The following is a 25,968-nucleotide window of genomic DNA, read 5'->3' as shown; positions in this document are numbered from 1 at the left end:
CGTGCGCCCTCCGGAGCGGACGACCGCGCGAGGTCAGCCGGCGTACTTGCGGGTGCAGAGGCCCGCGCCCTCGTAGAAGCCGTCGCGGAACGCCTCCACCCGGGCGAAGCCCGACGGCACCACGGTGCCGTTCACGTCCGCGGCGATCAGGCTCTTGTCGGCCAGCAGCTCGGCCACCGCCTCGTCCAGGTCGCCCGACGACAGCCGCAGCTTCGCCTTGTTCTGCGTGGTCGTCCCGGCCCACGACCCGGTCAGGCACGCCGTCCGCAGGCCCGCCGCCGGACCCTCCAGGCCGTAGCCGGTCGCCTTCTGGATCGACAGCGCGAACCGCGACGCGATCTCGGCGAACGCGGCGAAGTCGCCGATGCCGCCCTTCTGGCCGCGCTTCGGCGGGGTGCCGATCTTCACCAGGTCGGGCAGGTCGATGGAGATGGAGTTGGTCGCCGGGCAGTACGCGGCGGGCGAGGTGTCGCCGCCGTCGGGGCACTGCGCGGGCGTGGTGGAGATCGACGGCGGCGTCGCGCCCGTCTCGGCGTAGGCCGCGCGCAGCGACTCCTCCAGCAGCTCCAGCGACCGCTCGTCGTCCACCTTCAGGTTGCCCTTGCCCTGGCCGGTGTCCTGGTCCTGCGCGTCGAACTTCTGCTGCGTGATCCGCGCCTTGATCTCGGCCTCGTCGATCTGCGCGCACCGCTCCGGGTCGCCCGCGAACCCGAACTGGAACGCCGCCACCCGGTCGAACGCGCTGCCGTGCGCGCCCTGCTTGTCGGCCGACGTGCCCGCCGCGTCCCGGATGAAGAACATGGTGGCCAGCACCTGGTTCAACCCGGGACCGGTGGAGATGCGGAAGTGCTTGGCCCGGCCCTCGGCGACCCACCGGAAGAAGTTGCCCGCGTAGCAGTCGGCCTGCTGCTCCTTGATGATCGAGGGCGTGGCCTGGTTGATCCCGCCGACCTCGCCGAGCTTGTACTGGATCGCGTGGCCCATCTCGTGCGCCAGCACGGTCACCACCGACATCGGCCCGAACGCGTCGTCCAGCATCGGCAGCAGCTCGCCGCGGTCCCACGCGATCGAGTCGTCCAGCGAGCAGTAGAACGCGTTGGCCACGCCCGCGGTGTTGGTGCGGCAGATCTCGACGCCCTTGCCGTTGGAGTCGTAGGACACGAGCCGCTTGACCGGCACGAACTCCTTGCCGAACCGGGCGGGCAGCTGCTCGGCCCAGTACTCCTCGACGTCGGCGAGGGTGTTGATGGCGAGGCGGTCCATCTCGCCGCCGTCGCCGTTCTCCACCTGGAGGTCGGCGTCCGGCACGCCGGGCTTCGGGCCGCTCTCCCCGGTGGTGATCTCCAGCCCGGCCACCTTGGTGACGTCGGGCCGCTCCGACCGGCCGTGCCCGCTGACCGTCTGGGTGCACCCGGCCAACGCCATCGCGGTCACGAGCGTCGCAGCAACCCAAGCCCGTCGAGCCATGCCCAAGCCCCATCCCCGGTTCGTGCCGTTCCAGCCCGAACCCTACTTGGCCGGGCCGCCCGGTCAGGCCACACCGCAGGCTTTCGTGCCCTCCAGCACCCCGCCGCGGAACACCTCGACCCGCTTGAAGCCCGGACCGAGCGCCGTCGAGCCCGTCGCGTCCCGGGCCGCGTAGTCGTAGGCGAGCAGCACCTGCACCGCCTCGTCCAGGTCGCCCGGCGAGAGGCCGAACCCCTTCTGCCGGAGGAACACCTCCCGCGTGTACGCGCCGGCCAGGCACAACGCGCCGGTCGCGGCACGCTCCCCGGCGAGGTCGACGTCGAAGGCGGCCATCGCGGCCAGCGCGTACCGGCTGGCCAGCAGCACGCCGGTGGCGTAGTCGCCGATGTCCGCGTGCAGCTCGGGCAGGTCGGCCTCGACCTCGAACTCCACCGACTTGTCGGCCGGGCAGTACGCGACCGGGCCCTGGTCGCCGGAGCAGTCCGGCTCCTCCTCGGTGGGCGTGGCCTTGGGCTCGGTCCACTTCCCGCCCGCCTGCGTGACCAGCGCCTGGTAGTACTGGTTCAGGTCGGGGGTGATGTTCTCCAGCATCTCGTCGAACGGCAGGTTGCCCGCCCGGTCCCGGTCGTCCAGCGAGGTGAACGCCTGCTGGGTGAACGGCCGGTTCTCGACCGACATGGCCGCGCAGAACTCCGTGCCCTGCTGGTAGCCGTCCTGGAAGGCGGACACGCGGTCGAACGCGTTGCCGTGCGCGGACCGGTCGGTCTGCGAGGTGCCGACCGGGTCGCGGAACTCGATCAGCGCGCCCAGCGCCGAGTCCAGCGTGTCCGAGCCGATGTTCAGGTGCTCGGACTTGCCGTCGTTGACCCACTTCACGAACGTGCCCGCGAAGCAGTCGGCCATGGCCTCGGTGAGGATCGTGGGGAACCGCTGCGGCTCGCGCCGTTCCGCCTCGGGCGTGATGCCCATCCGGTTCTGCACGGCGTGGCCCATCTCGTGCGCCAGCACGAGCACCACGGCGGTGTCCCCGAACCGGTCCTGCAGCACCGGCAGCAGCGCGGCCCGGTCCCAGGCGATGGCGTCGGCGCTGGGGCAGTAGAACGCGTTGCCCTCGACGTCGTTGGCCTGCTCCGTGCACGGCGGCGGCTTGGCGGAGGGGTCGGCCGTGTCGACCGAGTAGATGCCGCCCTCGATCGGCTGCCACGGCTTGTCGAACACGTCCGGGAACGTCTCCTGCCAGAACGCGTCGAGGTCGGTGATGGCGGTGGCCGCGAGCCGGTCGATGGGGCCGCCGTCGGTGCCCCGGATGAAGCCCGGGTCGACCGTGCCCCGGGTGACGGCCTCGCCCGCGACCGGGTTGCCCGGCACCGCTTGGACGCAGGCGCTCGCCGTGAGCAGGACCGTCGCCAGCAGGACCAGCCGAGCCGATGCATGCCGCATTCGCCCATTGTGCCTGCCGCGGACCCCTACGGGGTCGTGTTCGACATCGCTCGCGAACGCGCGGTCCGCCCGGGGTCAGGTGGGTGTGCGGGCCGGTTGACCCGACATCGCCCGCGTGCGCGCGGCCCACCGGGTCAGCGCGGGGACGGGCGCGGCCGCGGCCAGGAAGATCGCGGCCGCGGCGAGCCAGCCGCCCGCGCCGAGACCGCCGAGCGCGAACGTGAACACGGCGGGTCCGAAGAGCTGCACGGTGGCGGTCGCGGCCTCGCTCGCGCCCTGGTAGGCGCCCCGCGCCTCCTCCCGCATGAGGCCCACGGACAGCCCCCAGCCCGCGGCCACGTACCCCGCCTCGCCGACGACGTGCAGCAGGGCCGCCGCGACCACGACCGCCGCGCCCACCGCGCCCGCGCCGCCGGCGGTCGTGGCGAGCAGCGCGCAACTGGCGGCGAGGACGACCCCGGACCGCACGGCGGTGCGCGCGGCCTGCTCCGGGTCGCGGGCGAAGCGCGAGGCGGGCACCTGGAGCACGGCGATGCCCGCCGAGCTGACGACCACCACCACGCCGCCCAGCGCGAGCGGCAGGTCGGTGGCGCGGGACAGCCACAGCGGCAGACCGGTGGACAGCATCGCCCAGCACAGCGACAGCACCGACGTGACCGCGACGACGGCCAGGTAGGGGCGGTCGCGCACCACCACCCGCGGGTCCGCCCGCCGCCCGTCGGGCCGGGAGGGCTTCCGCACCGCGAGCGTGGTCGCGGCGAGCACGCCGAAGGTGACCACGTTGGCCGCGATCGCCGCGGTGTACGCGGCCCGGGTGTCGGCGGTCAGCACCAGCGCGCCGACACCCGCGCCGATCGCGTAGCCGACGTGCTGCGCCACCCGCTGCCGCGCCAGCGCCCGGACCCGGTCCGCGTGGTCGGCGACCAGGCCCGCGATCAACGCCGTGCGCACCGCGTTGCCGCCGTTGGCCGGCGCGGTGAACGCCACCGTGGCCGCGAGGAACGACCACGTGCCGTCCACCGCGAGGTAGGACGCCATGGCCAGGGCGCGCACGACGGTGATCGCCGCCAGCACCGCCCGGGGGTCGTGCCGGTCCGCCACCGCGCCGAGCGGCACCGCCGCGAGCAGCCCCGCCGCGCCCGCCACCGCCATCCCGACGCCCACGGTGACCAGCGGCAGGCCGAGCACGCGGGTGAAGAACAACGCCCACGTGGTGAACCACAGGCCGTCGCCGAGCGCCGAGATCCCGCGACCCCACAGCAGCACGCGCAACCCCATCGGCACTCACCCTTCACGAGATCGTGAACTCCGACCGTAACGCGGGCGCGGGCGTGCCGCAATCGGGGTTCAGCGAATGGTGAAGGGTGATAGGGTGCGCGGGTGGCGGGATGGGTCGACTCGGGCAACGCCGTCCAGGCGGCGGTGGTCGCGCTGGCCCGCGAGCTGTCCGACCCGGTGCGGCTGACCGCGTTGCAGGTGCTGGCCGCCGAGGGGCCGCACACGATGGTGCAGCTCGCCGACGCCCTCGGCGTCTCCGCGCCCCGCCTGGGCAACCACCTCGCGCGCCTGCGCGCCGCCGGCCTGGTCGCGGTCGAGCACACCGGCCGGCACGCGGTCTACCGGGTCGCCCGCGCCGACATCGCCGACGTCCTCGGCGCACTGGCCCGTTACGCCCACCGCGGCGACCTGACGACGCCGCGGCGCGCGGCCACGCCGGTGGACGTGGCGCACACGTGCTACGACCACGCGGCCGGCCGGCTGGGGATCTCCGTGTTCGCCACCCTGGTCGACGGCGGCGCGCTCCGGCCGCCCGACGGCCGCACGGGTGAACTCGCGCTCGGCGACGACCTGTCCGCGCTGCGCCTGCTGGGCGTCGACCCGGACGCCGCCCAACCGCGCCGCCGCCTGGCCCTGGCGTGCCTCGACCGCACGCACCGCGTCCCGCACCTGGGCGGCGACCTCGGCCGGCTGGTGCTCGACGCCCTCGTCGCCGACGACCTGGTCCGCCGGCAGGACGGCACCAGGGAACTCCTCGTCACCGAACGCGGCGCGCGTCGCCTGCCCGAGCTGCTGCCGACGTTCGACCCGACCTGACCCGGCGACCGGTCGGGATCCCCGGCCGGGGACCCCGACCGGCGGTCAGGCGTTGTCCAGCGCCGTCCGGTCCGGCGGCACGTCGGCCACCGCCGCGGTGTCCGCCGCGGTCACCTCGGCCCCGGGCGCGGGGGTGTCCGGGGTCAGCCAGAGCACGCCCGCGGGCGGGAGCTGGAGCACCGCCGAGGCCGGCCGGCCGTGCCACGGGTGCTCCTCCGCCTCCACCGCGCCGAGGTTGCCGACCCCGGACCCGCCGTAGACCTCCGAGTCCGTGTTCACGACCTCGCGCCACCGTCCCGCCACCGGCAGGCCGACGCGGTAGTCGTGGTGCGGCATGCCGGCGAAGTTCGCCACGCACGCGAGCACCGAGCCGTCCTCGCCGATCCGCAGGAAGCTCAGCACGTTGCCCGCCGAGTCGTTCGCGTCGATCCACGAGAAGCCCTCGGGCCGGTCGTCCACGCTGTAGAGGGCGGGCGTCGACCGGTAGACCCGGTTCAGGTCCGAGATCAGCCGGTGCAGACCGCTGTGCAGCGGCGACTCCAGCAGGTGCCAGTCCAGCGACCGGCCCTCCGACCACTCCTCCCGCTGCCCGAACTCGCCGCCCATGAACAGCAGCTGCTTGCCGGGGTGCGCCCACATGAACGCCAGCAGCGACCGCAGCCCCGCGGCCTTGTTCCAGTCGTCGCCGGGCATCCGCTGCCACAGCGACCCCTTGCCGTGCACGACCTCGTCGTGCGACAGCGGCAGCACGAAGTTCTCGCTCCACGCGTACACCAGCGAGAACGTGATCTCGTTGTGGTGGAACGACCGGTGCACGGGCTCGCGGGACAGGTAGTGCAGCGTGTCGTGCATCCACCCCATGTTCCACTTGAACCCGAACCCGAGGCCGCCCAGGTGCGTCGGCCGCGTCACGCCCGGCCACGCCGTCGACTCCTCCGCCACCATCACCACGCCGGGGTGGCGCTTGTAGACGGTCGCGTTCAGCTCCTGGAGGAACCGCACCGCGTCCAGGTTCTCCCGGCCGCCGTACTGGTTGGGCAGCCACTGCCCCTCCTGGCGCGAGTAGTCCAGGTAGAGCATCGAGGCCACCGCGTCGACCCGCAGGCCGTCGATGTGGAACTCCTCGATCCAGTACAGGGCGTTGGCCACCAGGAAGTTGCGCACCTCGTTGCGCCCGAAGTCGAACACCAGCGTGCCCCAGTCCGGGTGCTCGCCCCGGCGCGGGTCGCCGTGCTCGTACAGCGGGCTGCCGTCGAACCGGGCCAGCGCCCACGAGTCGCGCGGGAAGTGGGCGGGCACCCAGTCCATGATCACGCCGATGCCGCGCTGGTGCAGCGTGTCCACGAAGTGCCGGAAGTCGTCCGGCGAGCCGAACCTCGACGTCGGCGCGTAGTACGACGTGACCTGGTAGCCCCACGACCCGCCGAACGGGTGCTCGGCCACCGGCATCAGCTCCACGTGCGTGAACCCGGCGCTCACCACGTAGTCGGCCAGCTCCGAGGCCAGCTCCCGGTACCCCAGGCCGGGCTTCCACGAGCCCAGGTGCACCTCGTACACGCTCATCGGCGCGTTGACCCACTGCGTGGCGTCGCGCCTGGCCTCCCACTCGGCGTCGCCCCACCGGTGGGTGGACCGGGTGACCACCGACGCCGTCTGGGGCGGCGTCTCGGTGGCGAACGCCATCGGGTCGGCCTTCTCGTGCCACCCGCCGTCCCGGCCCAGGATCCGGTACTTGTACCGGGTGCCCTCGGGGACGCCGGGGATGAAGATCTCCCACACGCCGGACGACCCGAGCGACCTCATCGGGTTCGCCCGCCCGTCCCAGCCGTCGAAGTCGCCGCACACCCGCACGCCGCGGGCCGTCGGCGCCCACACCGCGAACGACACGCCGGAGACGGTGCCGTTGGGCGTGTCGTAGCTGCGCACCCGCGCGCCCAGCACGTCCCACAGCCGCTCGTGCCGCCCCTCGCCGATGAGGTGCAGGTCCAGCTCGCCGACGGTGGGCAGCCACCGGTACGGGTCGTCCACCTCGACCACGTTGTCGCCGTACTCGACCTCCAGCCGGTAGTCGCCGGGGTGCTCGGGCAGCTCGCCCTCGAACAGCCCGTCGGTGACGCGGTCCAGGTCGAACCGCTTGTCACCGGCCAGCACCGCCACCGCGGTCGCGCCCGGCCGCAACGCCCGCGCGACCACGCCCTCGGCGACGTGGTGCACGCCCAGCACCGAGTGCGGGTCGTGGTGCGCCCCGGCCAGCAGCCGGTCGACGTCCTCGGGCGAGATCATGACTGCACCGCTCCCTCTCCAGTGATCCGCGCGATCGACGACAACGGGACCGTCAACCACTCCGGCCGGTTCGCGTGCTCGTACGCGACCTCGTACACGGCCTTGTCCAGCTCGAACGCCCGCAGCAGGTAGCCCAGGCCGCGCGGGTCGCCGACCGACTCCGACGCCGCCTCCGCGTAGCCCTCGGTGAACGCCGCGCGGTTGCGCCGCGCCCACTCCAGCGCCCGCACCGCGAGCTGGTGGTCCTCCGGCTGGCCGACCAGGAGCTGGTGCGCCGCGTAGTCGAACGACCGCAGCATCCCGGCCACGTCCCGCAGCGGGGAGCGCAGCGCCGTCCGCTCGGCGATCGGCGAACCCGGCTCGCCCTCGAAGTCGATCAGCAGCCAGCCCTGCACGGTCCGCAGCACCTGGCCGAGGTGCAGGTCGCCGTGGATGTTCTGCACGACCGTCGTGCCCGGGGTGTTCCTGGCCTGCTCGAACGCCTCCCGCAACGCGGGCACGTACGGCCGCAGGTCCGGGACGGCGCCGGCCACCTCGTCCAGCCGCGCGACCATCGCCCGCACGGTCCGGTCGATGTCGTCGGCCCCCGCGTGCTCCGTGCCCAGCGCGCGCTCCAGGTCCGCGTGCACGGTGGCCACGGCCTGCCCGAGGCGCTGCGCCTCGCCCGCGAAGTCGCCGCCCACCTCGTCGGCGTGCAGGTCGGCCTCGGCCATCAGGTCGCGGACGCTCGTGGTGGCCATCGCCCAGCCGTCCACCGCGTCCGGCATGAACTGCTGGAGCATGCCCACCGTGGTGGTCTGCCCGTCCAGCCTGCCGGTGATCGAGCCGAGCGGCTGGGCGATGTGCTCGCAGCCCACCTGGCGCAACGCCCGGTGCAGCACGAGGTCCGGGTTCTCGCCGTAGGTCAGCTTGCGGAACAGCTTGAGGATGTACTGGCTGCCGAACACGATCGAGGTGTTGGACTGCTCGGCGCCGATCGGCCGGCCGCGCAGGCCGGTCTGCAGCTCCACACCCGGCTCGTGGGCGAACCTCAGCCCGTCCACCTCGGCGCCCTCGGCGATCAGGTCGAGCAGCACGCCGGTCAGCTCCGGCACCTGGGTCGCGTCGTAGCTGTCCAGGTGGTCGGTGACCAGCAGCTGGTACGGCTCGCGCCGGTCCGGCTGCTCCACCTCCACCACGAGGTGCACCAGCACCGGCTCCCCGGTCCGCAGCACCGTCGTGCGCAGCGGGCGGATGGACGTGACCGGGCGGTCCTTCCCGCCGAACCACCGCTGCGCGGGCAGCCACCCGGGCAGCTCGGCCATCACCTTGTCCACCAGGTCGTGCGGTTCGGTCACGTCGGTCACCTCGGCTCGCTGTCGTCGTCGGCTTCCACGAGCTGGAACCAGTAGAAGCCGTGACCGGGCAGGGTCAGCAGGTACGGCAGGTCGCCCACGGTCGGGAAGACCACGCCGCCGGTCAGCTCCACGGGCCTGCTGCCGCGGTGCTCGGACAGGTCCAGCTCGACCGGCTGCGGGAACCGCGACAGGTTGTTCACGCACAGCACGACGTCCTCGTGGCCGTCGGGCCGCCGCCACCGCCGCCGGTAGGCCAGCACGCTCGGGTTCGACCCGCCCAGGTCGGTGAAGTCGCCCTCGGCGAAGGCGTGGTGCTGCTTGCGCACCTCGATCATCCGCCGGGTCCAGTGCAGCAGCGACGACTGGTTGTTCAGCTGGGCCTCGACGTTGAGCCCCTGGTAGCCGTACACCGGGTCCATGATCACCGGCAGGTAGATCCGGCCGGGGTCGCAGCTGGAGAACCCCGCGTTGCGGTCCGGGGTCCACTGCATCGGCGTGCGCACCGCGTCGCGGTCGCCGAGCCAGATGTTGTCGCCCATGCCGATCTCGTCGCCGTAGTACAGGACCGGCGAGCCGGGCAGGGACAGCAGCATCGCGGTGAACAGCTCCTGCTGGTTGCGGTCGTTCTCCAGCAGCGGGGCCAGGCGCCGTCTGATGCCGATGTTCGCCTTCATCCGCGGGTCCTTGGCGTACTCCGCGTACATGTAGTCGCGCTCTTCGTCGGTGACCATCTCCAGCGTCAACTCGTCGTGGTTGCGCAGGAAGATGCCCCACTGGCAGCCGTCCGGGATCTGCGGCGTCTGCGCCAGGATCTCCGAGATCGGGAACCGCGACTCCCGCCGCACGGACATGAAGATGCGCGGCATCAGCGGGAAGTGGAACGCCATGTGGCACTCGTCGCCGCCGACCTCGGGGTTGCCGAAGTACTCGACCACGTCCGACGGCCACTGGTTGGCCTCCGCGAGCAGCACCCGGCCGGGGTACTCGTCGTCCACGACCTTGCGGCAGCGCTTGAGGAAGTCGTGCGTGCGCGGCAGGTTCTCGCAGTTGGTGCCCTCCTGCTCGAACAGGTACGGCACGGCGTCGAGTCGGAACCCGTCGATGCCCAGGTCGAGCCAGAACCGCAGGGTGTCCAGCATGGCCTCCTGGACGTGCGGGTTCTCGTAGTTCAGGTCGGGCTGGTGGGAGAAGAACCGGTGCCAGTAGAACTGCCCGCGCACCGGGTCGTAGGTCCAGTTCGACGACTCGGTGTCGACGAAGATGATCCGCGCGTCCGCGTAGCGCTGGTCGTCGTCGCTCCACACGTAGAAGTCGCCGTACGGGCCGTCCGGGTCCGTCCGGGACTGCTGGAACCAGGGGTGGGCGTCGCTGGTGTGGTTGAGCACCAGGTCGGTGATCACCCGGATGCCCCGGCGGTGCGCCTCGTCCAGCAGGTACACGAAGTCCTCGACCGAACCGAACTCCGGCAGCACCGCGCGGAAGTCGGAGATGTCGTAGCCGCCGTCGCGCAGCGGCGAGGCGTAGAACGGCGGCAGCCACAGGCAGTCGACGCCCAGCCACTCCAGGTAGTCCAACCGGGACGCGAGGCCCCGCAGGTCGCCGGTGCCGTCGCCGTTGGAGTCGCTGAACGCGCGCACCAGCACCTCGTAGAACACCGCGCCCTTGAACCAGCTCGGGTCGCGCGGCACGAGCTTGGCCGACCGGAAGTCCTCGGCCTGCGGTTCGACCAGCAGGCCGTCCGCGCCGATGGCCTCGCCGGTGTGCGGCACGTGCTCCAGACCTACCAGCGCGGCGTCGGGTCGGGCCTCTTCTTGCATGTGTGCTCCACCTCGTCCCACCTCATTGGGGGTGCGTTCGATCGTCCCTCGTGCTCTTCGGCGGGCACGGGGACTCGGTAAAGGGGACCGGGTTGGGTTGTCGCTAGCTGCCGAACCTGCGCTGCACGCCCACGATGTGCGCCGGGGCGCGCCAGGGTTCCAGGCGGACGTAGTTGGCCTGACCCCAGTCCCAGGTCTCCCCGGACACCTCGTCGTGCGCGATCAGCCGCTCGTGCCAGTCGACGCCGAGCGCGGGCAGGTCCAGCCAGACGGTGCCGTCCTGCGCGTTGTGCGGATCCAGGTTGACCACGACGACGACCGTGTCGCCGGTGCCCGGGTCCTGCTTCGAGTACGCGATCAACGCCGGGTTGTCGACGTGGTGGAACCGGAGTGTTCGCATCTGCTGCAACGCCGGGTGCGCCCGGCGGATCGCGTTCAGCTTGCGCAACCACGGTTCCAGCGACCGTCCCTCGGCCACCGCCGCCGCGTAGTCGCGGGGGCGGAGCTGGTACTTCTCCGAGTTCAGGTACTCCTCGCTGCCCGGCCGGACGGCCTCGTGCTCGAACAGCTCGTAGCCCGAGTACACACCCCAGGTCGGCGCCATCGTCGCCGCCAGCGCCGCGCGCAGCGCGAACATGCCCGGACCGCCGTGCTGCAGCGACTCGTGCAGGATGTCGGGGGTGTTGACGAACAGGTTGGGCCGCGCTTCGTCCCAGTGCTCGACCAGTTCGACGCCGAACTCGGTCAGCTCCTCCTTGGTCGTGCGCCAGGTGAAGTAGGTGTAGCTCTGCGTGAAGCCGAGCTTGGCCAGGCCGTACAGGCGGGCCGGGCGGGTGAACGCCTCGGACAGGAACAGCACGTCCGGGTGGCGGTCCTTGACCGCCCAGATCAGCCACGCCCAGAAGTCCGGCGGCTTGGTGTGCGGGTTGTCGACCCGGAAGATGCGCACCCCGTGGTCCACCCAGTGCAGCACGACGCGCAGCACCTCGTTGTAGATGCCCTGCGGGTCGTTGTCGAAGTTGACCGGGTAGATGTCCTGGTACTTCTTCGGCGGGTTCTCCGCGTACGCGATGGAGCCGTCGGGGCGGGTGGTGAACCACTCGGGGTTCTTCAGCACCCAGGGGTGGTCGGGGGCGCACTGGAGGGCCAGGTCGAGCGCCACCTCGATGTTCAGCTCGCGGGCGCGGGCCACGAACGCGTCGAAGTCCTCGATCGTGCCCAGCTGGGGGTGGATCGCGTCGTGCCCGCCCTCGTCCGCGCCGATGGCCCAGGTGGAGCCGGGGTCGTCCTCGGTGGCGGTGAGCGAGTTGTTCGGGCCCTTGCGGTTCACCCGGCCGATCGGGTGGATGGGCGGCAGGTAGGCGACGTCGAAGCCCATGGCCGCGATGCGGTCCAGCTCCTTGGCGGCGGTGACGAACGTGCCGTGCACCGGGACGCCGGACTCGTCCACGCCGCCCGTGCTGCGGGGGAAGAACTCGTACCACGACCCGAAGGCGGCGCGCTTGCGGTCGACCCACACCTTGTGCGATTTGCCCTTGGTGACCAGCTCGCGGACCGGGTGCTCGTGCATGACCCGGCGGACGTCGTCGGCCAGCGCGGGGGCGACCCGCTCGGCCAGCGGGCGGTGCTCGTCGCGCAGCGCGCTCGCCGCGTTGGCCAGGAGCGGCTTCTCCCGGCGGCGGTCCGGCCGGCGGCCCACGCGGTCGAGCAGGCGCGCGCCGGTCTCCAGGTCGTTCTCCAGCTCCGCCGCGCCCTGGCCGGCGGCGATCTTGACCTCGACGGCGTGCAGCCAGGTGGACCACGGGTCGCTCCAGGCGTCCACCCGGAACGTCCAGGAGCCCTCCGCGTCGGGCACGATCGTGGCGGTCCAGCGGTCCAGGCCGACGCCCAGCGGGACCATGCGCGTTTGTCTCGCGACCCGGTCGTTCGGTCCCCGCCACGTCACCGTGGCCGCCACGGCGTCGTGGCCCTCGCGCCACACCGTGGCCTCGACCGGAACGTGCTCGCCCACCACGGCCTTGGCCGGGTAGCGACCTCCGCTCACGCTCGGGGAGACGTCGTCGATCCCGAGTCGCCCGCTCATCGGCAGCGCCCCTCTCACCTGGTGTGACGCGTGCACGGTCAAGTCTGCCCGCAGCGATCGGCCGCGCCTTCGCCGGGACCCGTACCCGCTTTTCCTACCCCTTCTGATTGGATTGCACACTTGGCGGTCGCTCCGTCTCGCTATGGAAGACCAGATTCCCAGCTGCTGATCACCCGCATACACGTGCCGCGCCAGCACCGATCGGGCGACCACCCGTCACACGATGGTGTGGTTGATCACGTCGGCGGCGTGTCGCGGGGGCGGCGGCCCGGCGCGCGGGCCGGACGAGCGCCGCGGCGGCCGTTCGGCGTAACGGCGCGACGGGGTCCCACGGGGCCGTCAACGCTTGCGCGGTGTGGGTGAAATAACTTGCGGCACCGCGTTCCCGCTGGTGAGGCTGTATCGGTCCCTGCATCGGTTCGGGTGACCGTTGTCCCGCACCGCTGGATGGGGGATAAGGTCCGACGCCATGCGAGCACTTCGCCGGTTCACCGTCCGAGCCAGCCTGCCCGAGCCGCTGGCGGCCCTGGGCACCCTCGCCACGAACCTGCGCTGGACGTGGCACCAGCCCACCCAGGACCTGTTCGCGTCGATCGACCCCGAGCTGTGGGCCGGGAGCGGCGACCCGTTGCGCGTGCTGTCCGTGGTCGTCCCCGAACGGCTCGAGGAGCTCGCCCGCGACGAGGGGTTCCTCGCCCGCGTCCACGCCCTGGCCGACGACCTGCACCGCTACACCACCGGGCCGCGCTGGTTCCAGCGCCGCCAGGACGAGATCGCGCAGCGCCGCGAGCGCGGCGACTTCGACGCCAAGCCCCTGCCCAACGCCATCGCCTACTTCTCCATGGAGTTCGGCGTCACGGAGGCGCTGCCGAACTACTCCGGCGGCCTCGGCGTGCTGGCGGGCGACCACCTCAAGGCCGCGTCCGACCTCGGCGTCCCGCTGATCGCGGTCGGCCTGCTCTACCGCTCGGGCTACTTCCGCCAGGCGCTGAGCCTGGACGGCTGGCAGATCGAGCACTACCCGGTGCTGGACCCGCGCGGCCTGCCGCTGGAGCTGCTCACCGAGCCGTCCGGCGCGCCGATCCTGGTGCACGTCGCCATGCCCGGCGACCGGGTGCTGCGGGCGAAGGTGTGGAAGGCCCAGGTCGGCCGCATCCCGCTGCTGCTGCTCGACTCCGACGTGGAGCAGAACGACGAGGACCTGCGCGGCGTCACCGATCGCCTCTACGGCGGCGACCAGGACCACCGCATCCGGCAGGAGATCCTGGCCGGGGTCGGCGGCGTGCGCGCCGTGCGCACGTACTGCGACCTGACCGGGCACGCCGCGCCCGAGGTGTTCCACACCAACGAGGGCCACGCGGGCTTCCTCGGCCTGGAACGCGTGCGCGAGCTGGTCACCGGCGAGGGCCTGGACTTCGACCAGGCGCTCGCGGCGGTCCGCGCGGGCACGGTGTTCACCACCCACACGCCGGTGCCCGCGGGCATCGACCGGTTCCCGGTCGACCTGGTGCAGCACTACTTCGGCTCCGAGCAGCTCCTGCCGGGCGTGAACACCCAGCGCGTCCTCGCCCTCGGCGCGGAGGAGAACCCCGGGCTGTTCAACATGGCCCACATGGGCCTGCGGCTCGCGCAGCGCGCGAACGGCGTGTCCAAACTGCACGGCACGGTCAGCCGGGACATGTTCCGCGGCCTGTGGCCCGGGTTCGACGCGTCCGAGGTGCCGATCGGCTCGGTCACCAACGGCGTGCACGGCCCGACGTGGGCGGCGACCGAGATGAGCCGCCTGGTGGGCGACCCGGAGGACTCCGGCGTGGGCGCGCCCGGGTTCGAGCCGGTGACCGACGAGCGGCTGTGGGAGCTGCGCAACGACCTGCGCGCCAAGCTCGTGGCCGAGGTCCGCCGCCGCACCCGCGCGTCGTGGTTGCAGCGCGGCGCGTCGGCGTTGGAGCTGGGCTGGACCGACTCGGTGTTCGACCCCGACGTGCTCACCGTCGGCTTCGCCCGCCGCGTGCCGACCTACAAGCGGCTGACGCTGATGCTGCGCGACGCCGACCGGCTGCGCCACCTGCTGCTGCACCCGGAGCGGCCGGTGCAGCTCGTCGTCGCGGGCAAGTCGCACCCGGCCGACGACGGCGGCAAGGCGTTGATCCAGCAGATCGTGCGGTTCGCCGACGACGCGGGCGTGCGGCACCGGATCGTGTTCCTGCCCGACTACGACATGTCCATGGCCCGGTACCTGTACTGGGGCTGCGACGTGTGGCTGAACAACCCGATGCGGCCGCTGGAGGCGTGCGGCACGTCCGGCATGAAGTCGGCGCTCAACGGCGGGCTGAACCTGTCGATCCGCGACGGCTGGTGGGACGAGCTGTACGACGGCAGCAACGGCTGGGCCATCCCGACCGCCGACGGCGTCACCGACCCCACCCGGCGCGACGACCTGGAGGCCGCCGCGCTGTACGACCTGCTCGGCAACCAGGTCGCGCCGCTGTTCTACGACCGCGGCGAGGACGGCGTGCCGACGCGCTGGCTCGCCATGGTGCGGCACACGCTGGCCTCGCTCGGCCCGGCGGTGCAGGCGTCGCGGATGGTGCGCGAGTACGTGGAGGAGCTGTACGCGCCCGCGGCGGCGTCGGCCGCGTCCGTGGTCGGCGACGGGTTCCGCGGTGCGAAGGAGCTGGCCGCGTACCGGCAGCGGCTGCGGGCGTCGTGGACGCGGGTGCGGGTGCTGGACTCGGAGATGTCGCTGAACGGGTCGGCCACGCCGCGGCTCGGCGCGCCGGTCGGCGTGCGGGCGCGGATCGAGCTGGCCGGGCTGGAGCCGTCCGAAGTGGACGTGCAGGTGGCGCTGGGCCGGGTCGGCGACTCCGACGAGCTGTACGACGTGGTGACCCACGGCATGCGGTACGCGGGCAACGGCAACTACGAGATCGAGGTGCCGCTGCCGCACGCGGGCGCGGTCGGCTACACCGTGCGCGTGCTGCCGAGGCACGACCTGCTCGCGTCGCCGGCCGAACTCGGCCGGGTCGTGTTGGCGGGCTGAATCCCCACGATCAGATGACCGTCGGCGTGACCGGCGGTCATCTGATCGGAATTTCTTCACACTTTCGCACTCGATTTGTTCGGTCGGGTGAATTCATTCGCTCCGATGTCGGGACTGTTCCGACGCGCTTACGCTTTCGGCGTGAGGAAATTCGTGACAGTCGGCTCGGTGCTCGCCGTGGCGCTGGCGGTGGCCGTGATCCCGGCCGCGTCGGCGCAGCGGCAGGAGGCGGAACCCCCGGCCGCGTGCGCCGGGTTGGTCGTCCAGCTCGCGGACGGCGTGAAGAAGGTGGTCGAACCGCTGGCCGCGAACCCGCCCACGCCGGACAAGGCGGCCGCGCCGATGGGCGACGTGATCGTGCTGCTGGTGGGCATGACGGCGGCGAAGTGCCTGCCCAGGCCGCCGGTGAGCGCGCCGGCCTCGGCGGACGGGTACCGGGGGCCGGAGCTGTGCCTGTCGCACTCGATGGCGGCGTTCGCGGGCTCGTTCAGCGTGTTGAGCAAGGTCGTGCCGGGCGCGGTGCCGCCGGACGCGGGGAAGCTGCGCACCGAGGCGCAGGGCTGGACCAAGGCCATCGGCGACGTGGTGGCGAACTGCGGCCTGCCGGCGCCGGCCGAAGGCATGCCGACGTTCCCGAAACCGCCCGCGTGACCACGGCGGGATTCGCGCGGCTCGGATTTCCGGGTGTTCCGGACACGCGTCCGGATCGGGCGTTCACCGGGTTCGCCCGGCGCGGGTGATCGCGGGGCTCCTCCGGCTCAGGTGATGGAGAGGCGGGCCGTGGTCTCCGCGACCCGGGGCATCCAGCCGGCCAGTTCCCGCGCCTCGACCAACGTCGCGCGGGCCGCCGCGTTGTCGCCGGCGGCCATCTGCGCGCGGGCGATCGTGGCCAGGGCGTCGGCCCGGGACAGCGCGCCCTCGGCGCTGGCGCGGGCCTGCCGGGCGAGCGTGAGGGCGGTGGCGTGGTCGTCCTCCAGCAGGGCGAGTTGGGCGAGCGTGCCCGTGCAGCGGTGGCGGGGGTAGCCGAACCGCATCGCGCCGTCCACGGCCCGTTTGGCGGCGGGCACGCCGACCTCCGCCGGCAGTTGGCCGCCCTCGACGGCGTTGGCGGTGGAACTGGCCATCTCCGCCAGCACGAACGCCATGTCGCGCGGTTCCAGGTCGGTGCGTCCCATCAGGCCGCTGACCACGTGCAGGGCTTCGGCGTACCGGGTGCGCAGGGTCAGCACGGCGACCCGCGCGCCGATCGCGACGAGCAGCCCGGGGTGCCGGGCGACCAGTTCGTCGGCGAGCGCCTCGGCCCGGTCCAGGTCACCGGCCTCCAGCGCGTCGGTCACCTGGTTGACCAGCGGCGTCGCGTCGAACTCCGCCGCCGTGCGGCCGGTGACCCGGGGCAGCGCGAACAGGAACCAGCCGGGTGACGTGGTGCCCGCGCCGCGGCGTGGCCACAGGCCGTTGACCAGCACCGCCGTGCCGGCGATCGCGAAACCCCGCCAGAACGGCCGGTCCGCGCCCAGCCAGGCCACCCCGACCACCGCCGCCGCCAGCACCGCCGACGTCAGGCCGGTCAGCCACAGCCGGCGGCGGGCCGGGGCCTTGATCGACGTGAGGCCGACCGACATCAGCAGCGGCGCCACCCGCCACACCACTCGCAGGTGGGGACGCGTCCACGTGCGCACCTCGCCGCCGACGCCGATCACCACCAGCGGCACCCGCACCCGGAACAGCAGCGCACCGACCAGCAACCCGACCTGGAGCCCCAGGAGGACCACCCACGTCCCGACCGCCGCCCCGCCGAACGCCGCCGCACTCGGCCGCCACACCACCAGGGCGACCAGCACGACCCCGGTCAGCACTTTCCACACGCCTGAGAGACGCACCCCTCGCCTCCCCGGTTCCCCGCGCGAGTCCTACCTCCAAAACGCGAGTGTCCTACGTCCAGAACGCGAGTGTCCTACGTTCGGAACGCGAGTGTCCTACGTCCAGAACGCGCGTGTCCTACGTTCGGAACGCGAGTGTCCTACGTTCGGAACGCGCGTGTCCTACGTTCAGGTACCCCGAGTTCAACACTCAGGACTCCGCCACGTGCCGGTGCGGAGTTCTGAACGTTGAATTCGGCATACCTGAGCGTTGGACTCACGCGTTCTGGAGGTAGGACACGCGCGTTCTGGAGGTAGGACACGCGGGTTAGGTGACGGCTTGGGTGGCGCCGGGGCGGACGGGGAGGCCGGCGGCGGCGTAGGCGCGGAAGCCGCCCACCAGGTCCGTCGCCTTGGGCAGGCCGACGCGCTGGAGGTCGCGGGCCGCCAGGCTGGACGCGTAACCCTCGTTGCACAGCACCACCACGGTGGTGTCGGCGGTGAAGCCGGGGATCCGGTGCTCGCCCTCCGGGTCCAGCCGCCACTCCAGCACGATCCGCTCCACCGGGATCGAGCCGGGGATCTCGCCCTCCGCCGCCCGGTTGTGGTGCGGCCGGATGTCCACCACCAGCGCGTCGGACAACCCGGCCAGCTCGTGCGGCTCGACGCGGGTCAGCTCCCGGCGCGCTTCCTCCAGCAACTCCTCGGCACTCACGGGCCCTCCTGGTCGGCCAGAACGCGCAGCTGCTCCAACGGCAGCCGCAGGGCGGGCAACGGCGGGATCTCCGGCGGGATGTCCGCCAGGCTCGGGTACTCGCGGGTCGGCACGAGCGGCGGCGAGTAGGCGTGCACGCTCGCCGCGCCGACCGCGCCGACGTTGCGCACCTGGTGCGCGCGCCCCGCGCCGAACCCGAGGGCGCTGCCGACCGGCCGCGCCGCGCTGCGGATCGGCCCGCCGGGGTAGCGGTAGTCCTCGGCCAGCTCGCCGGTCAGCACGGTGAACGAGCCCGCCGCGCCGCCGTGGTCGTGCGGCTCGGTGCCCTGGCCGGGCAGCCAGCTCAGCAGCCACAGCTCCACGCCCTCGGTCAGCCCCAGCCGCGCCCACCAGCGGCGCTCGGGGTCGAACTCGAGGATCTCCAGCAGCGGGGTGGTCAGCTCGGACGCGACGGTGGAGGTCAGCTCGCGCAGCTCGCGCGGCGTCCACAGCTCGCGGTCCGGGTGGATGATGTCGCGCAGCAACCGCACGTCCAGCTTCGGGTGCAGGTCGGCGCGCGCGATCGTGGCGGTCACGATGGTCGCTCCTGATGGCTACGGGTCGGGCGGGGTAGCGATCAAGACGCGACGCGGCGTCCTCGGGGACGGGCGTGCTGCCCGCCTAACGGCCGCGTCGCGTCCCGCTACACCCGCACGACGCCACCAGCAGGAGGTCGATCGTGCGGTCGCACCAGGTCAGCAGCGGACGGCCCACGCCGGCATCGTGCCACGGAACGCCGGCCGGTGCGCAGCCCTCTCACCAGGCAGGATTGCGTCGGTGACCGACGCAGTGGCACCCCGTCAGCGCGGCACCCGCAGCAGCAGGAGCGACCGGCCCTGGAGCACGAGCGCCGCCCCGGCCGCCAGGTTCCCCGGCCGCGCGGGCGCGCCGTCGGCGGTGGTCGAGTCGATCACCGGCTCGTACCGCGCGCCGTACTCCGGCCCCGGCAGCGTCACCTCGACCGGGTCCGCGCCGGCGTGCACGAGCAGCAGCCACGAGTCGTCGGACACCCGCTCGCCGTCCCGGGAGCGCGACAGGCTGTTCGACCCGTCGATCCACATGCCCAGGAACCGCCGGCCGTCGTCGAACCAGTCGGTCTCGGCCATCTCCTCGCCGTCCGAGCGGAACCACACCAGGTCGGGCGCGCCGGACGCGGTGGTGCGGCCGTCGAAGAACTGCGGCTGGCGCAACGCGGGCGACGCCGCGCGCAACGCGATCACCCGCCGGGCGAACGCCAGCATCGACTCGCCGTCGTCGCCGAGCTTCCAGTCCACCCACGACGTCTCGTCGTCCAGGCAGTACGCGTTGTTGTTGCCGCCCTGCGTGCGCCACAGCTCGTCGCCCGCGGTCAGCATCGGCGTGCCGGTCGAGAGCATCAGCGTGGCGAACAGGTTGCGCGCCTGCCGGGCCCGCAGCGCCAGCACCGCCGCGTCGTCCGTCTCGCCCTCGACGCCGCAGTTCCACGACCGGTTGTCGTTGGTGCCGTCGCGGTTGTCCTCGCCGTTGGCCAGGTTGTGCTTCTCGTTGTACGACACGAGGTCGCGCAGCGTGAACCCGTCGTGCGCGGTGACGAAGTTGACCGACTGCCACGGCCGCCGCAGGTCGTCGGCGTACAGGTCGGACGACCCCGACAGCCGGTAGGCCAGGTCGCGCACGCTGGTCATGCCGCGCCAGTAGTCGCGCACGGTGTCGCGGTACCGGCCGTTCCACTCGGCCCACTGCACGCCGAAGTCGCCGACCCGGTAGCCGTCGCCGGTGGCGTCCCACGGCTCGGCGATCAGCTTGCACCGCGACAGCACCGGGTCCTGGGTGATCGCGGTCAGCATCGCCGACGCCCGGTCGAACCGCCCGCCGCCCGGCCGGCCCAGGGTGGAGGCCAGGTCGAACCGGAAGCCGTCCACGCCCATCTCGGTCGCCCAGTACCGCAGCGAGTCCGTCACCAGCCGCACGAACTGCGGCGACCCGGCCTCGGTGGTGTTGCCGCAGCCGGTGATGTCGAACGTGCCGCCGCCCTCGATGTGCAGGTAGTAGCCGGGGGCGTCGAAGCCGCGGTAGGACAGCGTCGGCCCCTCCGGGCCGCCCTCGCAGGTGTGGTTGTAGACCACGTCGATGATCACTTCGATGTTCGCCGAGTGCAGCGCGGCCACCATCGTGCGGAACTCCTCGACCTCCCGGCCGGGCTCGCTGGCGTAGGCGGGGTGCGGCGCGAAGTAGCTCAGCGGCGAGTAGCCCCAGTAGTTGCGCCTGCCGTCGCGGATCAGCGACGGCTCGTCCACGAACGCGTGCACGGGCAGCAGCTCCACCGACGTCACGCCGAGCCGCGTCAGGTGCTCCAGCACGGCCGGGTGGGCGAGCCCCAGGTAGGTGCCGCGCTGGTGCGGGGGCACGGCCGGGTGCTGCTTGGTGAAGCCGCGCACGTGCAGCTCGTAGATCACGGCCTCCTCGAACGGGACCTCGGGCTTCACCCCGGTGTCCGGCCCGCCGGGCGACGTGACCACGGACAGCGGCACGCTGCCCAGCGAGTCGACGGTGGAGGGGCCGCCGAGCATGGGGTCGTCCACGTAGCCCAGCGCCGCGTCCAGGTCGGCGAGCGCGCCCGTGATCCTCCTCGCATACGGGTCGACCAGGAGCTTCGCCGGGTTGCACCGCAGGCCCCGCGAGGGGTCGTACGGCCCGTGCACCCGGTAGCCGTACCGCTGGCCGGGGGTCACGCCGGAGATGAGCCCGTGCCACACGCCGAACGTGCGTTCGGTCAGCTCGACGCGCTCCTCGGAGCCGTCTTCGCTGATCAGGCACACCTCCACGGCGTGCGCGGGCGGCGCCGAGACGGCGAAGCGCACGCCTCCGGCCTCGGGGTGCGCCCCGAGGGGGAACGGTCGGCCCGCGAGCAGGATCGAGTCGGCAGCCATGCCCCCGATCTTTCCAGCAGACACCGACGGTGTGGGCATGAGCGCGCCACGCCACTGCGTGGTTCGCGTACCTCCCCCCACCGGACCGGGGGCGGAGGGGTTTGCAGAACAATGGCGACGGCGGTGCATCGACGGGGCGAGGGCAGGCGTGGAAAACGAAGATCTGGTCATCCACATGCAGGGTGTTTCGGTTCGACGGGGCAAGACCACGCTGGTCGGCGACGTCGACTGGAGCGTGGAGCTGGACGAGCGCTGGGTCGTGCTCGGCCCCAACGGGGCGGGCAAGACCACGCTGCTCCGGCTGGCGAGCGCCGAGCTGCACCCGACCAAGGGCAGGTTGCACCTGCTCGGCGAGCGGATCGGCAAGACCGACGTGTTCGAGCTGCGGCCGCGCATCGGGTTGTGCTCGGCGGCGCTCAGCGGCCGGATCCCGGGCGACGAGAAGGTCGTCGACCTGGTCGTCAGCGCCGGGTACGCGGTGCTGGGCCGGTGGCGCGAGGAGTACGACCAGCTCGACACCGGCCGGGCCCGGGAGCTGCTGGCGTCGATGGGCATCGAGCACCTGGCCGACCGCACGTACGGCACGTTGTCCGAGGGCGAGCGCAAGCGCACGCTGATTGCCCGCGCGCTGATGACCGACCCCGAGATGCTGCTGCTGGACGAGCCCGCCGCGGGCCTGGACCTGGGCGGGCGCGAGGACCTGGTGGCCCGGCTCTCCGAGCTGGCGATGGACCCGGACGCGCCGGCGACGGTGCTGGTCACGCACCACGTGGAGGAGATCCCGCCGGGGTTCACGCACGCGCTGCTGCTGCGTGACGGCGGCGTCGTGGCGCAGGGCCTGCTGGACGACGTGCTGACCGAGGAGAACCTGTCGAAGACGTTCGACCAGCCGTTGGAGTTGCAGCGGTCGGGTGACAGGTACTTCGCCCGCCGCAAAACTACCGAGGGGTAACCTGCGAGGCGCACCGACGGAGGTCGAGGAGGACCCGTGGCTGAGTTCGTGAGGCTCGAAGTCGAGGACGGGATCGGCACCATCCGGCTGGACCGCCCGCCGATGAACGCGCTCAACCGGCAGGTCCAGGAGGAGATCCGGGCCGCCGCGCTGGAGGCGGCCGACCGGGCCGACGTCTACTCGGTCATCGTGTACGGCGGGCCGAAGGTGTTCGCGGCGGGTGCGGACATCAAGGAGATGGCCGAGCTGTCGTACGCCGACATGGCGGCCCGCGCGGGCGCGTTCACCTCGGCGCTGCGCGCGGTGGAGGAGATCCCGAAGCCGACCGTGGCGGCCATCACGGGGTACGCCCTGGGCGGCGGCTTCGAGCTGGCGCTGTGCGCGGACCGGCGCGTCGCGGGCGACAACGCCAAGGTCGGCCAGCCGGAGATCCTGCTCGGCGTCATCCCCGGCATGGGCGGCACGCAGCGCCTGCCGCGGCTGATCGGCCCGTCGCGGGCCAAGGACCTGATCTACACCGGCCGGTTCGTCGGCGCCGAGGAGGCGCTGCGGATCGGCATGGTGGACGAGGTCGTGGCCCCGGACGACGTGTTCGAGGCGGCCAGGCGGTGGGCCGGGCAGTTCGTCAACGGCCCGGTGCGCGCCTACGCCGCCGCGAAGGCCGCGATCGACGGCGGGCTGGACACCGACCTGGGCAGCGGGTTGAAGCTGGAGAGCCAGCTGTTCGCCGCGATGTTCGCCACCGAGGACCAGAAGACCGGCATGGCGTCGTTCATCGAGAACGGCCCGGGGAAGGCGAAGTTCAGTGGCCGTTGATCCCAAGCCCAACCCGCACGCCACGGCGGAGCAGGTCCAGGCGGCCTACGCCGACCCCAAGCTCGCGAACGTGCTCTACCACGACTGGGAAGCGGGCACGTACGACGAGAAGTGGTCGATCTCCTACGACGAGCGCTGCATCACCTACGCCAAGGACCGGTTCCGGGCGGTCGCGGGCGAGGTCGGGCCGTACGGGCACGCGTTGGAGCTGGGCTGCGGCACCGGGTTCTTCCTGCTCAACCTGATGCAGGGCGACGTGATCGAGCGCGGCTCGGTCACGGACCTGTCGCCGGGCATGGTCGAGGTGGCGCTGCGCAACGCCGGGCAGCTCGGCCTGCCGGTGGACGGCCGGGTCGCCGACGCCGAGCGCATCCCGTACGACGACGACACGTTCGACCTGGTCGTGGGGCACGCGGTGCTGCACCACATCCCGGACGTGCCCGCCGCGATGCGCGAGGTGCTGCGGGTGCTCAAGCCGGGCGGCAAGTTCGTGTTCGCGGGCGACCCGACGAACATCGGCAACTTCTACGCCCGCAAGCTCGGGCAGCTCACGTGGTGGCTGACCACGAACGTGACCAGGCTGGGCCCGCTCAACGGCTGGCGCAGGCCCCAGGCCGAGCTGGACGAGTCCTCGCGGGCGGCGGCGCTGGAAGCGGTGGTGGACCTGCACACGTTCGACCCGTCCGAGCTGGAGCGGACGGCGCGCGGCGCGGGCGCGGTGGACGTGCGGGCGGTGACCGAGGAGCTGTCGGCGGCGTTGTTCGGCTGGCCGGTGCGCACGTTCGAGGCCGCCGTGCCGCGGGAGAAGCTGGGCTTCGGGTGGGCGATGTTCGCCTACCGCACCTGGCAGCGGCTGTCCTGGGTGGACGAGAACGTGCTGGCCAAGGTGCTGCCGCGCGAGGTGTTCTACAACGTCTCCGTGACGGGCCGCAAGCCGGTCTAGTGGCCTACGCGTTCAGCCTCGACGACGTGGCGTACCTGCGTTCGGACGCCGGGCGCGCCGCGTTGTCGGCGCTGGCCGACCTGCCGCTGACGCCCGCGTCGCGGTTGGCGGACGTGACGCGGGCCAAGCGGGTCGCGCCGGACCACTTCGCCGCCGTGCTGGAGACGGTGCTGCTGCGCCGCAAGGCGGCCAAGGTCGCGTTCCCGGACGGGCTGTTCACCTCCGACGCGTTGCAGCAGGCCACCGCCCACCCGGTGGCCGCGCACCGGGCGCGCCGGTTCGCCGGGCGGGTGGCGCACGACGTGACGTGCTCGATCGGGGCGGACCTGGCCGCGTTGCCGGCCGGTTCGGTCGGCTCCGACCTCGACCCCGTGCGGCTGGCCATGGCCCGGCACAACCTGGGTGACGCGGTGCCCCTGGTGCGCGCGGACGCGTTGCGCCCGGTGTCGCGCGGCACGGCGGTGCTGGCCGACCCGGCCCGGCGGGACGCGAGCGGGCGGCGGACGTGGCGCCCGTCGGACTTCGCGCCGCCGCTGGACGAGCTGGCCGCGGCCTACGCGGACCGGGACCTGGCGGTGAAGTGCGCGCCGGGCGTGGACTTCGCGGTCGCGCCGTGGGCGGACGAGGTCGAGCTGGTGTCGTTGGACGGGCAGGTGCGGGAGGCGTGCCTGTGGACGCGGGGCCTGGCCACGCCCGGCGTGTCGCGGCGGGCGAGCGTGCTGCGGTCCGACGGTCCGGGCTGGACGATCACCTCCGCCGAGCCGGACGACTGCGGCGTGAGCGAGCCGGACGCGTGGCTGGTCGACCCCGACGGCGCGGTGGTGCGCGCCGGGCTGGTGCGGCACTACGCGGCCCGGCACGGGCTGGCGCAGCTCGACGAGCGGATCGCCTACCTGACCGGCCCGACGCCGCCGCCGGGCGTGCGCGCGTTCCGGGTGGTGGAGCACGGGCACTACAGCGAGAAGGCGTTGCGGTCCGTGCTGCGGGCGCACGACGTGGGCCGGGTGGAGATCCTGGTGCGCGGGCTCGACGTGGACCCGAACGCGCTGCGGCCGAGGCTGAAGCTGTCCGGGTCGGCCGAGGCCACGGTGGCGCTGACCCGCGTCGGCCGCCGTCCCGTCTACCTGCTCGCGCACGCCGAGCGCACCTAGCCGAGCTTCGCCAGCCGCTCGAACAGGAACCCGCGCAGCCCGTCGAGGTCGGCGTCCAGGGTGATGTCGAGGGTCTTCGGCGCGTCCACCTCCCGCCGCCGGTCCACCACGAGCGCGCCCCGGTTCGGCCCGAACGAGCAGTCGACGTCCACCGGGAAGCCCGTGGCGGTGAGCAGGCCGGGGCGGACGGCCTCGGCGACCGCGACCGCGTCGTGCACCGCCATGCCGTCCCAGCCGAGGAACCGCCGGTAGGTCGCCAGGTAGTCGGGCGTGAGGCCGACGAGCGCCGCGGCCGCGGGCGAGGTCCGGGCGAGGTCGGCGAGCCACTGGCTGCTCACCGCGCACCGGCGGGTGAGGTCCATGGGGACGAGCGTGGTCGGCACGTCCTCCTCGACCAGCACGCGGCGGGCCGCCTCGGGGTCGCTCCACACGTTGAACTCGGCGGTGGCGGTGACGTTGCCGCCGTTCACCCCGCCGCCCATGACGACGAGCCGGCCGATCTTGGGCTTGAGGCCGGGGTGCGCGGCGAGCAGCAGCGCGATGTTGGTCAGCGGGCCGATGGGGACGATCGTGACGGGCCGGTCGGCCTGGTCGAGCAGGTCGCGCAGGAGGGTGACGGCGTCCCGCGCGTCCGGGCCGCGGGTGGGCTCGGGGAGTGTGTCGGCGTAGCCGGAGAGGCCGTCCGAGCCGTGGGCGCTGGACAGGTGCGGGTGGGGGTGGACCAGCGGCCGCGCCGCGCCCACGCCGACCGGCACGTCCTCGCGGCCCAGGAGCGCGAGCAGGCGCAGGGCGTTGCGCGTGGTGTTCTCCAGCGAGACGTTGCCGAAGACCGTGGTCACGCCGATCAGGTCCACCTCGGGGCTGGCCGCGGCGAGCGCGAGGGCGAAGGCGTCGTCCACACCGGGATCGGTGTCGATGATCAGGGGAGTCGTCACACGTCACTGTGGCACGGGCTCCGCCCGGCGGGCGGTTGGAGTGCCGCCACACCCGGAGGTCCCCTCGTGATGTCCCGGTCGTGTCGAC

At 72.8% G+C, this 25,968-nt stretch carries 19 protein-coding genes; 7 read left to right on the top strand and 12 right to left on the bottom strand.

Translation table 11 applies throughout. The features are described 5' to 3' along the window. Positions 1-33: 33 nt before the first annotated feature. From ACWEFJ_RS18565 to ACWEFJ_RS18555, 3 genes are all read right to left on the bottom strand, one after another. Positions 34-1,467, bottom strand: a complete 1,434-nt coding sequence (locus ACWEFJ_RS18565) for a neutral zinc metallopeptidase (protein ID WP_449714455.1) — start codon at positions 1,465-1,467, stop codon at positions 34-36. A gap of 63 nt (positions 1,468-1,530) precedes the next feature. After that, complete coding sequence (locus ACWEFJ_RS18560) at positions 1,531-2,907, bottom strand: neutral zinc metallopeptidase (protein WP_449714454.1); 1,377 nt, start codon at positions 2,905-2,907, stop codon at positions 1,531-1,533. A 75-nt stretch (positions 2,908-2,982) separates the two neighbouring features. Beyond that, positions 2,983-4,185 (bottom strand): MFS transporter, encoded by a 1,203-nt coding sequence (locus tag ACWEFJ_RS18555; RefSeq protein WP_449714453.1) that lies wholly within the window; start codon positions 4,183-4,185, stop codon positions 2,983-2,985. A 102-nt stretch (positions 4,186-4,287) separates the two neighbouring features. On the opposite strand from ACWEFJ_RS18555, the gene ACWEFJ_RS18550 reads away from it, so the two are divergent. Next, positions 4,288-5,001: an ArsR/SmtB family transcription factor gene (locus ACWEFJ_RS18550; protein WP_449714452.1), complete on the top strand. Its 714-nt coding sequence runs from the start codon at positions 4,288-4,290 to the stop codon at positions 4,999-5,001. Positions 5,002-5,046: 45 nt separating this feature from the next. On the opposite strand, the gene glgB is transcribed toward ACWEFJ_RS18550, so the two are convergent. From glgB to ACWEFJ_RS18530, 4 genes are all read right to left on the bottom strand, one after another. Beyond that, complete coding sequence (gene glgB / locus ACWEFJ_RS18545; protein WP_378085517.1) at positions 5,047-7,284, bottom strand: 1,4-alpha-glucan branching protein GlgB; 2,238 nt, start codon at positions 7,282-7,284, stop codon at positions 5,047-5,049. Continuing rightward, the gene (locus ACWEFJ_RS18540; RefSeq protein ID WP_378085515.1) at positions 7,281-8,621 is read right to left on the bottom strand and encodes a maltokinase N-terminal cap-like domain-containing protein; all 1,341 of its coding nucleotides are present in this window, start codon (positions 8,619-8,621) and stop codon (positions 7,281-7,283) included. The genes glgB and ACWEFJ_RS18540 overlap by 4 nt, the downstream gene beginning before the upstream one ends. 5 nt (positions 8,622-8,626) lie before the next feature. Continuing rightward, entirely contained in the window at positions 8,627-10,438 is a 1,812-nt protein-coding gene (treS, locus tag ACWEFJ_RS18535; RefSeq protein ID WP_449714451.1) for a maltose alpha-D-glucosyltransferase, read from the bottom strand. A 103-nt stretch (positions 10,439-10,541) separates the two neighbouring features. Then, positions 10,542-12,521 carry an alpha-1,4-glucan--maltose-1-phosphate maltosyltransferase gene (locus ACWEFJ_RS18530; RefSeq protein ID WP_378085511.1) on the bottom strand — a complete coding sequence of 660 codons (1,980 nt, stop codon included), beginning with the start codon at positions 12,519-12,521 and terminating at the stop codon, positions 10,542-10,544. 469 nt (positions 12,522-12,990) lie between these two features. Here ACWEFJ_RS18530 and glgP point away from each other — a divergent pair, with 469 nt between their 5' ends. Both glgP and ACWEFJ_RS18520 read left to right on the top strand, forming a co-directional pair. Beyond that, positions 12,991-15,561, top strand: coding sequence for an alpha-glucan family phosphorylase (gene glgP / locus ACWEFJ_RS18525; protein WP_378085509.1), 2,571 nt, complete (start codon positions 12,991-12,993; stop codon positions 15,559-15,561). A gap of 141 nt (positions 15,562-15,702) precedes the next feature. Continuing rightward, positions 15,703-16,212, top strand: a complete 510-nt coding sequence (locus ACWEFJ_RS18520) for a hypothetical protein (protein WP_449714450.1) — start codon at positions 15,703-15,705, stop codon at positions 16,210-16,212. A gap of 107 nt (positions 16,213-16,319) precedes the next feature. Here the strand turns inward: ACWEFJ_RS18520 and ACWEFJ_RS18515 are convergent, their stop codons facing one another. The 4 genes from ACWEFJ_RS18515 to glgX all read right to left on the bottom strand — a co-directional run bounded on the left by ACWEFJ_RS18515 (position 16,320) and on the right by glgX (position 21,083). Then, complete coding sequence (locus ACWEFJ_RS18515; RefSeq protein WP_378085505.1) at positions 16,320-17,441, bottom strand: hypothetical protein; 1,122 nt, start codon at positions 17,439-17,441, stop codon at positions 16,320-16,322. A gap of 307 nt (positions 17,442-17,748) precedes the next feature. After that, the gene (locus tag ACWEFJ_RS18510; RefSeq protein ID WP_378085503.1) at positions 17,749-18,135 is read right to left on the bottom strand and encodes a rhodanese-like domain-containing protein; all 387 of its coding nucleotides are present in this window, start codon (positions 18,133-18,135) and stop codon (positions 17,749-17,751) included. Then, positions 18,132-18,710 carry a cysteine dioxygenase gene (locus tag ACWEFJ_RS18505; protein ID WP_449714449.1) on the bottom strand — a complete coding sequence of 193 codons (579 nt, stop codon included), beginning with the start codon at positions 18,708-18,710 and terminating at the stop codon, positions 18,132-18,134. Before ACWEFJ_RS18505 ends, ACWEFJ_RS18510 begins: the two co-directional genes overlap by 4 nt. A gap of 264 nt (positions 18,711-18,974) precedes the next feature. Next, positions 18,975-21,083, bottom strand: a complete 2,109-nt coding sequence (gene glgX / locus ACWEFJ_RS18500) for a glycogen debranching protein GlgX (RefSeq protein WP_378085499.1) — start codon at positions 21,081-21,083, stop codon at positions 18,975-18,977. A 175-nt stretch (positions 21,084-21,258) separates the two neighbouring features. On the opposite strand from glgX, the gene ACWEFJ_RS18495 reads away from it, so the two are divergent. Genes ACWEFJ_RS18495 through ACWEFJ_RS18480 form a run of 4 tightly spaced genes read left to right on the top strand, consistent with a single transcriptional unit; the run spans position 21,259 to position 24,945 of the window. Then, positions 21,259-22,035, top strand: coding sequence for an ABC transporter ATP-binding protein (locus ACWEFJ_RS18495; RefSeq protein ID WP_378085555.1), 777 nt, complete (start codon positions 21,259-21,261; stop codon positions 22,033-22,035). Between the two features lie 36 nt (positions 22,036-22,071). Then, positions 22,072-22,851, top strand: coding sequence for an enoyl-CoA hydratase/isomerase family protein (locus ACWEFJ_RS18490; RefSeq protein WP_378085497.1), 780 nt, complete (start codon positions 22,072-22,074; stop codon positions 22,849-22,851). After that, positions 22,841-23,794: a class I SAM-dependent methyltransferase gene (locus ACWEFJ_RS18485; protein WP_378085495.1), complete on the top strand. Its 954-nt coding sequence runs from the start codon at positions 22,841-22,843 to the stop codon at positions 23,792-23,794. Before ACWEFJ_RS18490 ends, ACWEFJ_RS18485 begins: the two co-directional genes overlap by 11 nt. Then, positions 23,794-24,945 (top strand): THUMP-like domain-containing protein, encoded by a 1,152-nt coding sequence (locus ACWEFJ_RS18480; RefSeq protein ID WP_449714448.1) that lies wholly within the window; start codon positions 23,794-23,796, stop codon positions 24,943-24,945. Before ACWEFJ_RS18485 ends, ACWEFJ_RS18480 begins: the two co-directional genes overlap by 1 nt. On the opposite strand, the gene ACWEFJ_RS18475 is transcribed toward ACWEFJ_RS18480, so the two are convergent. After that, positions 24,942-25,880, bottom strand: a complete 939-nt coding sequence (locus ACWEFJ_RS18475) for a nucleoside hydrolase (RefSeq protein WP_449714447.1) — start codon at positions 25,878-25,880, stop codon at positions 24,942-24,944. The genes ACWEFJ_RS18480 and ACWEFJ_RS18475 overlap by 4 nt on opposite strands. Between the last annotated feature and the right edge of the window lie 88 nt (positions 25,881-25,968).

The sequence above is a fragment of the Actinosynnema sp. NPDC004786 genome (assembly GCF_053601135.1).
This window is presented reverse-complemented; position numbering and strand designations above follow the sequence as displayed.